This window comes from Halomicrobium sp. HArcel3 (genome assembly GCF_058933135.1).
The window spans coordinates 136111-149484 of sequence record NZ_JBZYDN010000008.1 but is presented as its reverse complement, the minus strand read 5'-3'; the positions used below and the strand labels follow the sequence as shown (position 1 = coordinate 149484).

Genomic DNA, 13374 nt, shown 5'->3' with positions numbered 1-13374 from the left:
AATTCCGGCCGGTCTCGTTTTTCGGTCCTACGCCTCGCGCAGGTCCCACTCGTCGAAGCCGTAGCGCTCGATAGCGTCGAGGCGGCGCTGCTCTTCGTCGGTGAAGGAAACGTCCAGCGCGGCGAGGTTCTCTTCGAACTGGTCGACCGAGCTACAGCCGACGACGGGGACCGTCGGCTGGTCGCGCCCGACCATCCAGGCCAGGGCGACAGCGTTGCCGTTCACGCCCTTCCGTTCTGCGAGTTCCGAGACGAGCCGCATCTTCAGGCGGTTCTCGGTGCGGACGTAGCCCTCCGGAATCGAGCGGTCGTCGCGGCCGTAGCACCCCTGGAGCGTCGGCGAGTACGGGAGGACGCTCAGGTCGGCCTGGGCGCAGTAGTCGACGAGTTCGTCCGTCGTCGGGAGCTGGGCGTCGAAGTCAGCGTCGCGGTCGGGGATCAGGTAGGAGAAGCGGGGCTGGACGCACTCGAAGCGCGGCCAGTCTCGTTCGGCAGCGATGCGGTTGGCGCGGGCGATACGCCAGGCGGGGAAGTTGCTCGCGCCGAGGTGGCGGACGGCGCCGTCGTCGACGACGTCGGCGAACGTGCCCATCACGTCGGTCTGGGGTGTGTCGGGGTCGTCCACGTGTGCGTAGAGGAGGTCGATGGTCTCGATGCCGAGGCGCTCGCGACTGCGGTCGACCTCCTGGTGGACCGTCTCGGGGTCGAGTTCCCGATCGACGTCGCCGTAGCCGAAGCCGACCTTGGTGGCGACGGTCATCTCCTCGCGGACGCCGCGGTCGTCGAGCCACTCGCCGACGAGGGGCTCGCTCTCGGGCTCGTCGTAGCCGTCGACCCACGTCGCGTAGATGTTCGCGGTGTCGAGGAAGCGACCGCCGGCCTCGTAGTAGCGGTCGAGGATGTCGAACGAGGTCTCGCGGTCGACGCTGGAGCCGAAGTACATCGTTCCGAGACACAGCGCACTGACCTGTTCACCGGTCGCTCCGAGCGGAGTCGTTTCCATGGGCTACACTTGCACCGGCTGTCCCGTAAACGTACCACACTCCGTGGCGGCGGCCAGCGCGGCGGCGGGCGAGGACGTAGCGTGACCCGCCTGAGTCGCTAACCACACGTTACTCTCGCGACCCCGCTGTATAACGAAGTGTGTCACACGCCAACGTGTCGTATGTACCGCGTACTGGTGCCCATCGACACGAACGAGGAACGGGCGGCCTCTCAGGCCCGTGCCGTGACGACGCTTCCCGACGCGGCCGAGAGCGTGGAAGTGGTACTCTTGCACGTCTTCGACGACGACGAGCGCGCCGACGACACGACGCCGACGCAACTCACCGCAGGTAAGCGAGTCAAGGAGATACTCGAGGACCAGGAAATCGCCGTCCGACGCGAGAGCGCGGCGGGCGACCCAGTCGACGAAATCCTCGCCGCGGCCGAGGATTTACGCGCCGATGCCATCGTCATGGGCGGCCGAAAGCGGTCGCGAGTCGGCGCGCTCCTGTTCGGCAGCGTCAGCCAGGCGGTGACGCTCGGCGCGGACCTCCCGGTGACCATCACCGGTGACGACGTCGCCGGCGCCCCCACGTTCGTGTGTGCGTCGTGTGGCGAACGCTACTACACCGAGACCGAGATACCCAAGTGCAACAGCTGCGGGGGCGTCAAAGTAGAAGAAGCGGTCTGAGAGAGCCGGGAGATCAGTCCGAAACCGCGGCGTCGGCCTGTTCGGCCTCGTCGGGTTCGACGATCTCGTAGAGGTTCTGTCGGGCGTCGGCGAAGTAGACGTCCTCCTCGATCACGCCGACCTCGTCGAGGCGTTCGAGGGCGTAGCGAACGGTCCGGGCCGAGAGCATCGACTCCTCGACGATGCCCTTCTGGGTGAGCGGGCCGTCGTACTCCAGAACCTTGTAGACGAGCTTCGCGCTCGGTGGAAGGTCTGCGATGGCCTCCCCGTCGGAATCAGTCATCATCTGGTCGGAGAGGCGCAGGCTCCATAAAGATTGAGGAGTCAGGCCGGTGAACCCGTCGCGAGTGGGTGATCGTGGGGTCGGGTCGTCGGGGAGGGTGCAGGTTTCTACGACGATGGGAGTGTTCGACGGGGTCGACAGCGCTCGCACGGATCGGGCGGCTTTTGGTGCCTCGTAGCCGAGACACCACCATGGCTACGGAAACGGTCGACGAGATGAGCGCGCACATGCGCGGGCTCACGGTCACGACGATAGCCGCGGTGGCGGGGCTCGCGGCTGGCGTCGCGTCCAACGCGGTCGCCGGGGGTGACCCGAAGAGCCAGATCGGCATCGGGGTCCTCGTGATCGCGATCCTCGTCCAGTTCCCCATCCTGCACGTGCTCGGGATCGAATACGACGGCCTCGGGACGAAGGACAAGGTCTACGTCGCGTTCATGACCTTCGCGCTGTGGTTCGTCTCGTGGGGCATCCTCCTGGCGTCTGCACTCTAAGATGGCGGACGACAGCATCGCGGTCGTGGACCTGGACAGGTGCCAGCCCGACCGCTGTAACTACGAGTGCATGAACTTCTGCCCGCCCAACCGGACGGGCAAGGAGTGCATCGTCAAGCGCGGCGACACGTACGAGGAGGGCGAGGAATTCGAGGGGAGCCCCGACCAGGTCCGCATCTCCGAAGAGATCTGTCTTGGCGAGTCCTGTGGGATCTGCGTCGAGAAGTGCCCCTTCGACGCCATCGAGATCATCAACCTCCCGCAGGAACTGAACGACGAGCCGGTCCACCGCTTCGGCGAGAACTCCTTCGCGCTGTACGGTCTGCCCGCGCCCCAGGAAGGGCGCGTTACAGGCATCCTCGGTCCGAACGGCATCGGGAAGACGACCGCCGTCCACATCCTCGCCGACGAGTTGGCCCCCAATCTGGGGAAGTACGGCGAGGAGCCCTCGTGGGACGAGGTGCTCGACCGCTACCGCGGGACGGAGCTCCAGAACTACCTGGAGGACCTGCGCGAGGGCGACGTCACCGTCGCGCGCAAGCCCCAGTACGTCGACCAGATCCCCGACCAGTTCGACGGCCCGACGCGGGACCTGCTCGAAGCGACCGACGAGCGCGGCGCGCTCGACGACCTGGTCGAGCGGGTCGGTATCGAGCCGGTGCTGGACAACCACATCGACAACCTCTCCGGCGGCGAGTTGCAGCGCGTCGCCCTCGTCGCCACGCTGGCCCGCGACGCAGACTTCTACTTCCTCGACGAGATAACGCCGTACCTCGACATCGGCCAGCGGATGACCGCCGCACAGCTCATCCAGGAACTCGCCGAGGAGGAGGACCGCTCGATGCTGGTCGTCGAGCACGACCTGGCGATTCTGGACCTCCTGACCGACGCGCTCCACGTCGCCTACGGTGAGCCCGGCGCCTACGGTATCATCACCAGCCCGAAGTCGACGAAGGGCGGCATCAACGAGTACCTCGGCGGCTACCTCGACAACGAGAACATGCGGATCCGGCAGACGGAGATCGAGTTCGAGGAGCACGCTCCGCGCTCGACCTCGACCGGTGACGTCGTCATCGAGTACCCCGACCTCGTCAAGTCCTACGGCGAGGGCGAGTTCTCGCTGGAGGTCGAGGGCGGCGACATCCGCGAGAGCGAGGTGCTGGGCGTCGTCGGCCCGAACGGCATCGGGAAGTCGACGTTCGCCAAGATGCTCGCCGGCCGTCTCGAACCCGACGAGGGCGAGATCGACACGGAACTCGACATCGCCTACAAGCCCCAGTACATCGAGATCGACCAGCCGATGCGCGTCGACGCGTTCCTGGCATCCATCACGGACGACTTCGGCTCGTCGTACTGGAACACCGAGATCTCCCAGCCCCTCCAGCTCAGCGCCATCATGGAGCAGAACCTCGACGACCTCTCCGGCGGGGAACGCCAGCGCGTCGCCATCGCCGCCTGCCTGTCGAAGGACGCCGACCTCTACCTCCTGGACGAGCCGTCGGCCCACCTCGACGTCGAGCAGCGCGTCCTGGCGACCTCGGCCATCCGCCGCTACGCCGAGAACCACGACGCCACGGCGATGGTCATCGACCACGACATCTACATGATCGACCTGCTGTCGGACCGCCTGCTCGTCTTCGACGGCGAGCCCGCCCACCACGGTCAGGCCAGTCCCCCCGTGGGGATGCGCGAAGGGATGAACGAGTTCCTCGCGAACCTGGACGTGACCTTCAGGCGCGACGAGCGGACCTCCCGGCCGCGTATCAACAAGCCCGGGTCGCAGCTGGACCGGCAGCAAAAGCGGGATGGAGAGTATTACTACGCGCCATAGGATGCCGCCGAGTGAAGCGAGGGGGCATCTTGAAACCGAACGGGGAACGAAGTGACCCGTGAGGTAGGTTGGCGCGAACGTAATGAGCGCCAACTTACTGGCGAACGGCGAGTGCAACGAGCCGTGAGCCGTAGGCTGGTCTGAGCGAAGCGAAGACCAGCTAAATGCCGAGCGGGAGCGACCGCAGGGAGCGACACGCGAGGCGAGGATGGGGCGAGCGTAGCGAGGCCATCTTAACACGAACGGGGAGCGTAGCGACCCGTGAGGGAGGCTGGTCTGAGCGAAGTAGCGGCGACCGTTACAGCACCCAGAACCGGCAGACGTCGGCCCGATGGACGCCATTATTAGCGTGGAGTGACACGTTGTAGATGGAGACGCTCCCGGATCGGTCGCGGTCGACCAGCGGGGCCACCACCGGCACGACCCGTGAGAAGGCAACGAACGTCCCACAGTTCACGACGGTATCCACAGCCACCAATGTCATCCGACAACCCACCGACGATGCGGATCGAGTGTACCGACTGCGAGTTCGCGACGGTCGTGAGCCCGGCGGACGGTGAGAATCCGTACGAGACCGTCGAGATGCACGGCACGGAGTCGGGCCACACGCTCGAACTGTCGGTGGTCGAGGACTGACCACTGGCGGTCGTATGGTCGCGATCGCGTTGGGGACCCGCGGCTGGCGGGCCATCGTCGCGTCGAAAACAGACTCGAAAAAGCGTTCTCAGGCGGCCGGGTCCGAGGTGCTGCCCGTCTCTGCGCCAGCGACCGCGTCCTCGAGGCCGTCGTCGACGTCGACTGCCTCGTCAGCGGGGAGTTCGCGGTCGCTGTGGACCTCCTCCTGGGCCTCCGTCACCGAGTCGTCCCCCGTCACTGATACGAAGATGTCGCTCAGTTCGTCGACCCTGGTTGTGGATTGACTTTCACTCATCGCACCTTGGTATAGAGGCACACAGTGGATACCGTTGATGCCTAATAGATTTGGCATCCGAACGGACGCGGCGAGAATCAGATAACGTCGCGCTGGCAGGAGCCACACAGCGACGGTTCCTTGACGTCTACCTCCCGGACGGTCGGTGAGAAGTTCATCACGCAGCGCTTGTTGTCGCAGTGTTCGAGGCCGATGGTGTGGCCGATCTCGTGGACCACTTCCTTCCGGACGCGGTCGGCGAAGATGTCGCTCGCCGAGCGGTTGGAGAAGCCGCCGTCGGATGAGGTCTGGAGGCGGTAGGTGGAGATGACGCTGCCGCTGCCCGAGAGGTACGCGAGGCCGAAGACGTAGTTGCGCCGGCGGTAGTACAGGTCCTTGCCGGTGATGGCGATGTTCTTGTCGCCCTTGCCCACCCGCTGTGCCAGGTCGATGAATTCCTCGGCCCGGTACTGGTCCCGGGATTCGTCGTGCGCACCGGCGGGGATAGAACGGGGCTCGTGCATGGAGACATCGCAGTCGTAGACGGAACGCAGGCCGTCCGAGGCCTCGCGCTTGACCGTCGCGGGGACGTCACCCACCGGCACGATATCGACGTGCATAGGAACGCATATGCATGGGTGTGGCATAAACATCCCGCCATGACCACCGCACGTGAGGCCCTCGTCGGCCGATTGAAGAAGTACGACCGACTCGTCGAGGTCGGCGTGGGTCGACGCCCTGACGTGGCCCAAGCGCTAGCCGAACGTGGCTGTGCGGTGACCGCCACCGACGTGGTCGAACGGACGGTTCCCGACGAGGTGGAGTTCGTCGTCGACGACGTGACCGAGCCCGACTCGTCTGTGTATGCGGACTGTGAGTGCGTGTACGGGCTGAACCTCCCGCCGGAGCTCCATCGGCCGGCATGGGACGTGGCTCGTGAATTCGACGCGGACTTCCTGTTCACCACGCTCGGCGGCGACCAGCCCCAGGTTCCGGTTCAGCGGGAGACGCTTCCCGAGGGCGAGACGCTGTTCGTCGCGATGGAGGGAGTCCCGGGAGATCGCCGGGGCTGAGTGTGAGAGAAGTCCCGCTCGACCCGAGCCCGCAGGTTCGGTACAGTTTGCTTCTGTAACGATCAGATGGTTCTGTGAGAACGGGTGCTGGGGGGGAACAGAGAGGGCAACAACCAGAAAGCCCTCGGCGGGCTGGAGTCGCGCGGACCACGCTGCGCTCCGTGGGTGCTTGCGGGTCCGTGCTTCCTCCACCCCGCCTCGCCCTTTCAATCCTCCAGGGGCCTCACAGCACCGCAGCCCTGCCCTCCCCCTGGTCGGCCGACGAGACGGCCTCCCGGCCGAGCGGTTGCGGGGCGGTCAGGACGCGTGTCGCTCGCCGGACGGCGAGCGACCGGGGAGGAGTGGCGGACTCAATCGTGAGTGCGTTTCATCGCACGAGCGAGGCTGTCCCTGGAGGACTGAAAGGGCGAGGTGGGCTCGCGCTGGAAGGCAGTCGCTCAGCGGGCCCTACCCGAACGGACGTGAGGGTATCCCGCTGAGCGACCGCGAGCGCGCCGAGGGCTTTCGACGTGTTCGTGACGGTACTGTGCCAGAACTCAGAAATTCCCAGATCGTTACAGACACGCCCTTTCTGTACCGATAGCTCGCAGATGAAGGGGTGGACCAGACTAGAAATAGACCGAGCCAGAACAGAAGGGGAACCGAAATGAGGACCCGCCACCACGAGCACCACATGAACGTAGACGCGGTCGTGCTGGACGTCGACGGCGTGCTGGTGGACGTGGCGGACTCCTACCGGCGGGCGATCGTCGAGTCCCTGGAGTCGGTGTACGGCGAGACTATCCCGAAGGCCGCCATCCAGCAGTTCAAGGACGCGGGCGGGTTCAACGACGACTGGGAACTCACCTACGCGGCGGCGCTGTACCTGCTCGGGTCGCGGGAGGGCATGGCACTGGATATCGACGGGTTCACCGACGGCATCGCCGAGCACGGCGGCGGTCTCGACGCGGCGGAGGCGGTGATTCGGGACTCACTCGACGAGGACGCCGCGGCGGCCGTCTTCGACGCCTGGGACCCCGAACGACTCCGGGACGTGTTCCAGCAGCTGTACCTCGGAAGCGACCTGTATCGCGAACTGGAGGGGGGCGAGCCCGAGCTGGAGACAGCAGGGTTCGTCAACGACGAGCCGGTGCTGGTCGAGCCCGAAACCATCGAAGCGCTCCAGGAGCGCTACGACGTCGGCGTCGTCACGGGCCGACCCGCCGCGGAGGCCGACATCGCGATGGACCGCGTGGGCCTGTCCGTCGCCGACGAGCACCGGTTCACGATGGACGACTGGGAGGAGGGCAAGCCCCACCCGCACGCGCTCCAGACAGTCGCCGAGCGCTTCGGCGCGGAGCGAGTCGCCTTCGCCGGCGACACGCTGGACGACATCCGGACGGCGGTCAACGCCGACGCCGCGGACGACGACCGGGTGTACTACGGCGTCGGGGTGTTGACGGGCGGGCTGACGGGCGAGGACGGCCGGCGCAAGTACAGCGCGGCCGGCGCCGCCGCCGTCGTCGAGACGGTCAACGACCTGCCGGACCTGCTGGAGTGACCAGTCCGGAAAATCGGTCGGGGGTTCGCTCGCTATTCCTCGTCGTCGAACTGTACGCTGCCGCTTCTGGCCAGCCCGGCAAGCGTCACGAGCGCGACGACGGCAGTCGCCGCGACCAGAGCGGCGAGGACCGGGTTAGCTACGGCCCACAGCGCGAGCGGGACGAGGGCCACGATGGCCGTTCCGCAGGCGAGACATTCGAGTGCCGCTCCCTCGCACGGTGACGGGTCGAGGTGGGTCGGCGTCGGGATCCTCATCACAGGTGAACGTCGGGTCGCCGACGGGATAACTATAATCTGAATGATGTTTTTGTAGCGCGAGTTACTGTACTGTGTTCGAGTAACGGATCTGATACAATCGGTGACGAAACGGCGAAAATCGTACCGACGGACTGGCTCAGACGCGTTCGGTGTCGACGACGGAGAGATCGCCGTCGACGGTGACCCGGAGCGTCTCCTCGTTCTCGCTGATGTCGATGCAGATTTTCCAGGGGTTCTCCTCGAGGACGGTGACCGACTCGTCGTCGACGCACCACTCGAGGCGCCAGTAGGGCGTCTCCGAGAGCGCGACGTCGTGGTCGCCGTAGAACGAGACGACCGCGGAGTGGTCCAGCAGGCCCAGGCCCACCGCCGAGCAGAGCTGGTGGTTGCACTGCTCGCAGACGTGGTCGGCCCGCAGCGAGGTGCCCAGGCAGCACTCACCCGCGCGCTCGATGGTCGTGTTCATCCGACCACTGCACTCCGGGCAGACGCCGTCCTTGGCGAGACAGTGGAGGTGGCGCACGCGCTGGTCGAACGCCTCCAGGATCTCGGCGTCCGAGCGGTCGTGGAGCCCGCCGGGCGGGAACGGGTACTCGCCGTGGCCGTGGCCGCAGTCGGGGCAATCGATGGCGAGCACCTCGTCGTCGTAGCGGGCCGCGAGTTCGGCGCCGCACTGGGTGCACGCGTCGTCGATGTCGATCTCGCGGCGCGGGTGCTCGGTGAACGACCCGGCGAGGATGGCCTGGACGATACGCTCGCCGGCGGTGCGGAGTTCGTAGCCGGCGGGTTCGGCATCGGAACTCGTCCCGCCGGCAGAGTTCTCACCGTCGACCTTGCGGACGAACTGGTCGGTCAGTTTGGTCAGGTGGTAGTTGAACTGCGCGCTGTCGCGGACGCCCACCTCGCTCCGGAGTTCGGAGAACCGGACCGGGTCGTCGAGGCGCCAGAGCGCCTCCAGGATGGACAGTCGCGTCTCGTCGCTGACGAGCGCGAAGGCGTCGGCGGGGGCCACGCAGTCCTCGCACTCCAGGATGGTGTCGGCCCTGCTCATAGCTCGACTGTCGTCCCCGGCCGTCAAAAGCGTTGGTGGGCGCGACGCGACCAGTAACAACGTTTATTCGGCGCTCGGCCCACCCAACAGCTATGCAAATTGCCTTACTCGGGGGCACCGGCGACATCGGCGAGGGACTGGCGTTGCGCTGGGCGATGGACTCGAACCACGACGTCGTCGTCGGCTCTCGGGACGCCGACCGCGCGGCGGCGAAGGCCGACGAGTACGAGGCTGAACTCGACAGTCGCGGCGGCGACGCAACCGTCGACGGCACCGACAACCGCTCGGCGGCCGAACGGGCCGACGTCGTCGTGGCGGCAGTCCCCGCCTACCACCTCACCGACACTGTCGAGGCCGTCGCCGACGCGCTGGCGGAGGGGAACGTCCTCGTCTCCCCGGCCGTCGGGATGAAACGCGACGAGGCGGGCTTCCACTACAATCGGCCCGGTACGGGGAGCGTCACCGCGCTGGCCGCCCGCGCCGCCCCCGACGACGTCCCGGTCGTGGGCGCCTTCCACAACCTCGCCGCTGGCCGCCTCGCGGACCTGGACGCCGACGTCGAGTGGGACACCATCGTCGTCGGCGACGACCACGACGCCAAGGAGACGGTGATGGGGCTCGCCGACGACATCGAGGGCCTCCGCCCGCTCGACGGCGGCCCGCTCGCCAACGCCGCCGAAGTCGAGAGCGTCACGCCGCTGCTCATCAACGTCGCCCGCCACAACGACGGGATGCACGACCTGGGCGTCGAGTTCCGGTAAGGAGCCGTCGAGTTGGTGTGTTGTCGGGGTTCCTCTCGCTCGTCGCGACTCGCTGACCGACGATACGGACGTTGCGTATAGTGTGTGTAGTGAGCGATCTGTGGGGTTCGAATTGTCGACGTGACTGAGGACAAAAACACGTCGAAAGCCCTCGGCGCGCTCTCTGGACTCGGAATCACGACCGCCAACAACACGTCGAAAGCCCTCGGCGCGCTCGACTCGCGCGGCTCGCTACGCGCCTCACTTCGTTCGGTGCTTGCGTCACCGTGCTTCGCCGACCACGCCTCGCCCTTTCAGTCCACCAGGGACTGCCTCGCTCGCGCCACAGAGGCGCTCGCGGTTGACTCCCCACTCCTCCCCGGTCGCGCCTGGCGGCGCGACACGCGTCCTGACCGCTCGGCAACCGCTCGGCCGGGAGCAAGTGGCCGAGCGATAGCGAGGTACTTGCGACCAGGGGAAGGGCAGGGCTGTGGTGCTATGCGGGCCTCGGAGGACTGAAAGGGCGAGGCGGGCTCCGGGAACCCCGACCCCGCAAGCACCGGAACGCAGTGAGGAGCGCAGCGGGGACGCGGGACCGGAGCGCGCCGAGGGCTTTCTGGGTGTTAGCGGTCTCCTATCTTCCATCGAGATAGCGACGAACCACCCGTTCCATACACACCCCTACTGATCGAGATACCCATCGCTATCGACCGGAGAAAAACGTCACTCCAGCTCGTCAAAGCCATCCGCTCGAGAGCCCGAAAACTGCGAAAAGCAACCGATTACGCGTTGGCCTGGTCGAGCGCGGTTTCGAGGTCGTCGTGTTGTGTGACGCCGACGAATCGTTCGACGATGCCGTCTTCGTTCTCGACGATGAGCGTGGGCAGCGAGCGCACCTGATACTCGTTGGCGACGTCCTGTTCCTCGTCGACGTTGATCTTCTCGAACTCGACGTCGCCCCAGTCCTCTTCGAGGTCCTCCAGGATCGGGTCCTGGGTCTTGCAGGGGCCACACCAGTCTGCGTAAAAGTCCTTGAGCGTGACTGTCATTGCTGGTTCGCCCAAAGCTAACCGTGCGGACCAGATAAGGATTTTCACCGAGCAGTCGACACGCTGGTGACTGGCGCGTCCGTCTTCTGGTGGTTCGCCGACAGCTATTCGGCGTTCCCGGCGACGGGCGGTGGGGTCGTCACCACTTCACCGTCGACCGGTCGCGAAAGGGAAAGGCTTACTCCCGCGCGGAGTGCAGCATGGACCATGAGCAGCAACGACGGCGGCGGGCTGATGTCCAGTGCCGGCCTGGTCCGGTACTTCGACGCGGAAGACCGCAACACCATCCGAATCGACCCCCGTACCATCGTCGCCTTCGGCGCGATGTTCGGGTTCCTCGTCCTCATCCTGAACACCTTCTGAGCGGCGGGCGCCGCCGCGGCGACGGTTCGTCGCGCGAGTTCGGCCGACAGTACAACCGTTTTCACGGTTCGAATCCGAACGGTCCGTATGCACTTCACCCAGCGCGAACAGCGAGCGTTGCGCGAGGCGGGCCTCTCGACCGACGAGATCGACGCCGCCTCGGAGACCGTCGTCGAACTGACCGACGAGGCCGCCGCCGACCTGGAGGCCTTCTTCGCCGACCGGGAGACCGTCTACTCCGACATGGACGTCGCCCACAGTTCGAGCGACGTCCAGGAGCACACCGTCGACTACCTCGACCTGTTCACCCACGCCGACGACATCAGGGGGTACCTCCGCTTCGACACCTGGGGCGTCCCCGTCGAGGGCGGGCGCGTCCTCTCCGGGGACGTGGTCGAACTCAGTCTCGGTCCGACGGTCGACGGGCGGGTGCGCTTCGCCGCCGACCGAGAGGCCCTATGACGGTCCAGGTTCGTGGCATCTACGCGACGGCGCTGACGGAGCTGTTCCGTGACGACCCGGGCGTCGTCCAGGCGTCGAAGCCCATCCGCGAGCGATTCGACGCCGAGTTCCAGCCCGAACAGGCCGACGCCGTCGTCTCGACGACGGGCGATCGGCAGGGCGTCGGCATCGTCGGCGACGCCGGGACGGTCGCGCAGGTGGCCGACGACCTCCAGTCGCTCGGTCGCGACGCGCTCGCGTGGGAGGACTCGACGCCCCGGGGCGCCGTCTTCGCCGGCGAAGTCGTGGACACGCTGGGGAGCGGCGCCGTCGTCGACCTTGGCGAAGGGAGCGAGGGGTTCCTGCCGTACTCGAACAGCCCGGAACGGGTCGACGACGGCGACAACCTCCGGGTTCAGGTGACCGAACCGGCGCCGCCGTGGGGCGACGACCGGCCGGTGCTCGACGCGACGATGCGCGTCCAGGGATCGCTGGCGACGCTTGTCCGCGGCGGCACGGCGGCGACCAACGGCCCCGCGCTCGCGGACATCCTCCCGACGGACCCCCGCGAGGGCTGGGGCGCGCGGTGGGACGCGGCGAGTGACGACGCCGACCTCGACGCGCTCTCGGACGCGCTCGACACGCTGAACGAGCGGGCCGCGGCCGTCGACGACGCGCTCGCCGACGGAGACGCGCCCGACCAGGCCGCCGTCGCGCCACACCGGTACTTTACCGACGAGGCCACGACGTGGGTGTGGTTCGGCCGCGAGAGCCGGTTCGCGCTCGACGAGGTGCGTCGCGAGGTGACGACGACGATGCCGGGTCACCACCGGACGAAGGCGGGGACGAACAGCGCGTCGGGGGCGGTCGACCTGGTCGAAGCGCTCGTCGACGACGGGGACGTCGACACCGGCGAGAGTGACTTCCCCTTCGACGTGGTCGCGCGCCAGTTCGGCCCGCAGGCCGGCGACGCGGTCGACATCGCCCACGGCAAGCCCGACGGCCGCCTGTTCACGCTCGGCGAGGCGGCCGTCGACTCGGTCGAGGCGGACGGGACGGTGACGCTCCGGCGGGAGATGACGCCGGGCGGCCAGTACGACGGCCTCGGCGTCGATCGGCAGGCCGGTGACGTCGCCATTACCAAGGTCACGGAGGGTCGCTGGTGGTACCCGACAACCTACGAGGGGTCGGACGGCGAGCGCCGCGGGACGTACGTCAACGTCTGCACTCCCGTCGAGGTGTTCCCCGGCGAAGTTCGCTACGTCGACCTCCACGTGGACGTGGTGAAACACGCCGACGGGACGGTCGAGCGCGTCGACGACGACGAACTCGACGACGCGGTCGAGGCCGGCCACGTCTCCGAGGCGCTCGCGGAGAAGGCCCGGAACGTCGCGGCGTCACTCGTCCATGGGCTCGACGGGAGCGAGTCGTGACCCGAAGGGGCGCCCGTACCGCCGACCGGTGCGGTGCGACCGACTGGCCCTCCGCCAAACTCGTCAGCTTCCCCCGACGAGGTCACCGGATGGTTGCGAGGAGTCGCCGACCGGTCGGTGAAAGGTCGCGTTGAAAACTGTCAAATCCATCACCGGGCGAACCTATCCAGTAAATAGTTATATATCCGAGACCTCATGTTCTGTTCAGTGGGGTACGGTCTCGCACCGACATCGC

At 66.9% G+C, this 13374-nt stretch carries 18 protein-coding genes; 10 read left to right on the top strand and 8 right to left on the bottom strand.

What is annotated here, in order from left to right:
- Positions 1-27: 27 nt before the first annotated feature.
- Positions 28-1002 (bottom strand): aldo/keto reductase, encoded by a 975-nt coding sequence (locus AC5FRV_RS17725; protein WP_493562413.1) that lies wholly within the window; start codon positions 1000-1002, stop codon positions 28-30.
- A 162-nt stretch (positions 1003-1164) separates the two neighbouring features.
- On the opposite strand from AC5FRV_RS17725, the gene AC5FRV_RS17720 reads away from it, so the two are divergent.
- On the top strand, positions 1165-1674 hold the full coding sequence (locus tag AC5FRV_RS17720; protein WP_493562412.1) for a universal stress protein: 510 nt from the start codon (positions 1165-1167) through the stop codon (positions 1672-1674).
- Between the two features lie 13 nt (positions 1675-1687).
- On the opposite strand, the gene AC5FRV_RS17715 is transcribed toward AC5FRV_RS17720, so the two are convergent.
- The gene (locus tag AC5FRV_RS17715; protein WP_493562411.1) at positions 1688-1957 is read right to left on the bottom strand and encodes an ArsR family transcriptional regulator; all 270 of its coding nucleotides are present in this window, start codon (positions 1955-1957) and stop codon (positions 1688-1690) included.
- Positions 1958-2148: 191 nt separating this feature from the next.
- Here AC5FRV_RS17715 and AC5FRV_RS17710 point away from each other — a divergent pair, with 191 nt between their 5' ends.
- Positions 2149-2448 carry an EMC6-like membrane protein gene (locus tag AC5FRV_RS17710; protein WP_493562410.1) on the top strand — a complete coding sequence of 100 codons (300 nt, stop codon included), beginning with the start codon at positions 2149-2151 and terminating at the stop codon, positions 2446-2448.
- 1 nt (position 2449) lies between these two features.
- Positions 2450-4279 carry a ribosome biogenesis/translation initiation ATPase RLI gene (locus tag AC5FRV_RS17705; protein ID WP_493562409.1) on the top strand — a complete coding sequence of 610 codons (1830 nt, stop codon included), beginning with the start codon at positions 2450-2452 and terminating at the stop codon, positions 4277-4279.
- A gap of 298 nt (positions 4280-4577) precedes the next feature.
- On the opposite strand, the gene AC5FRV_RS17700 is transcribed toward AC5FRV_RS17705, so the two are convergent.
- Complete coding sequence (locus AC5FRV_RS17700; protein ID WP_493562408.1) at positions 4578-4763, bottom strand: hypothetical protein; 186 nt, start codon at positions 4761-4763, stop codon at positions 4578-4580.
- Here AC5FRV_RS17700 and AC5FRV_RS17695 point away from each other — a divergent pair.
- Positions 4757-4915: a hypothetical protein gene (locus AC5FRV_RS17695; protein WP_493562407.1), complete on the top strand. Its 159-nt coding sequence runs from the start codon at positions 4757-4759 to the stop codon at positions 4913-4915. The genes AC5FRV_RS17700 and AC5FRV_RS17695 overlap by 7 nt on opposite strands.
- An 88-nt stretch (positions 4916-5003) precedes the next feature.
- Here AC5FRV_RS17695 and AC5FRV_RS17690 read toward each other — a convergent pair whose 3' ends face one another.
- Together AC5FRV_RS17690 and AC5FRV_RS17685 are read right to left on the bottom strand one after the other, a co-directional pair.
- Positions 5004-5210: a hypothetical protein gene (locus AC5FRV_RS17690; protein ID WP_493562406.1), complete on the bottom strand. Its 207-nt coding sequence runs from the start codon at positions 5208-5210 to the stop codon at positions 5004-5006.
- Between the two features lie 77 nt (positions 5211-5287).
- Entirely contained in the window at positions 5288-5809 is a 522-nt protein-coding gene (locus tag AC5FRV_RS17685) for an archaemetzincin family Zn-dependent metalloprotease (protein ID WP_493562405.1), read from the bottom strand.
- A gap of 39 nt (positions 5810-5848) precedes the next feature.
- Between AC5FRV_RS17685 and AC5FRV_RS17680 the strand changes: the two genes are divergently transcribed.
- Together AC5FRV_RS17680 and AC5FRV_RS17675 are read left to right on the top strand one after the other, a co-directional pair.
- Positions 5849-6262, top strand: a complete 414-nt coding sequence (locus tag AC5FRV_RS17680) for a UPF0146 family protein (RefSeq protein WP_493562404.1) — start codon at positions 5849-5851, stop codon at positions 6260-6262.
- A gap of 673 nt (positions 6263-6935) precedes the next feature.
- On the top strand, positions 6936-7802 hold the full coding sequence (locus AC5FRV_RS17675) for a TIGR01548 family HAD-type hydrolase (RefSeq protein WP_493562403.1): 867 nt from the start codon (positions 6936-6938) through the stop codon (positions 7800-7802).
- Positions 7803-7834: 32 nt separating this feature from the next.
- Here AC5FRV_RS17675 and AC5FRV_RS17670 read toward each other — a convergent pair whose 3' ends face one another.
- Together AC5FRV_RS17670 and AC5FRV_RS17665 are read right to left on the bottom strand one after the other, a co-directional pair.
- A complete protein-coding gene (locus tag AC5FRV_RS17670) occupies positions 7835-8059 on the bottom strand; it encodes a hypothetical protein (RefSeq protein WP_493562402.1) in 225 nt (74 codons plus the stop codon).
- 139 nt (positions 8060-8198) lie between these two features.
- Positions 8199-9113, bottom strand: coding sequence for a winged helix-turn-helix domain-containing protein (locus AC5FRV_RS17665; RefSeq protein WP_493562401.1), 915 nt, complete (start codon positions 9111-9113; stop codon positions 8199-8201).
- 92 nt (positions 9114-9205) lie between these two features.
- On the opposite strand from AC5FRV_RS17665, the gene npdG reads away from it, so the two are divergent.
- Positions 9206-9874, top strand: coding sequence for an NADPH-dependent F420 reductase (gene npdG, locus AC5FRV_RS17660; RefSeq protein ID WP_493562400.1), 669 nt, complete (start codon positions 9206-9208; stop codon positions 9872-9874).
- Between the two features lie 761 nt (positions 9875-10635).
- Here the strand turns inward: npdG and AC5FRV_RS17655 are convergent.
- Positions 10636-10902, bottom strand: a complete 267-nt coding sequence (locus AC5FRV_RS17655; protein WP_493562399.1) for a thioredoxin family protein — start codon at positions 10900-10902, stop codon at positions 10636-10638.
- A gap of 207 nt (positions 10903-11109) precedes the next feature.
- On the opposite strand from AC5FRV_RS17655, the gene AC5FRV_RS17650 reads away from it, so the two are divergent.
- From AC5FRV_RS17650 to AC5FRV_RS17640, 3 genes are all read left to right on the top strand, one after another.
- Positions 11110-11265 carry a preprotein translocase subunit Sec61beta gene (locus AC5FRV_RS17650; RefSeq protein WP_089816503.1) on the top strand — a complete coding sequence of 52 codons (156 nt, stop codon included), beginning with the start codon at positions 11110-11112 and terminating at the stop codon, positions 11263-11265.
- 87 nt (positions 11266-11352) lie between these two features.
- On the top strand, positions 11353-11727 hold the full coding sequence (locus AC5FRV_RS17645) for a DUF7532 family protein (RefSeq protein ID WP_493562398.1): 375 nt from the start codon (positions 11353-11355) through the stop codon (positions 11725-11727).
- Positions 11724-13139 carry a ribonuclease FAU-1 family protein gene (locus AC5FRV_RS17640; protein ID WP_493562397.1) on the top strand — a complete coding sequence of 472 codons (1416 nt, stop codon included), beginning with the start codon at positions 11724-11726 and terminating at the stop codon, positions 13137-13139. The genes AC5FRV_RS17645 and AC5FRV_RS17640 overlap by 4 nt, the downstream gene beginning before the upstream one ends.
- Positions 13140-13374 lie beyond the last annotated feature (235 nt).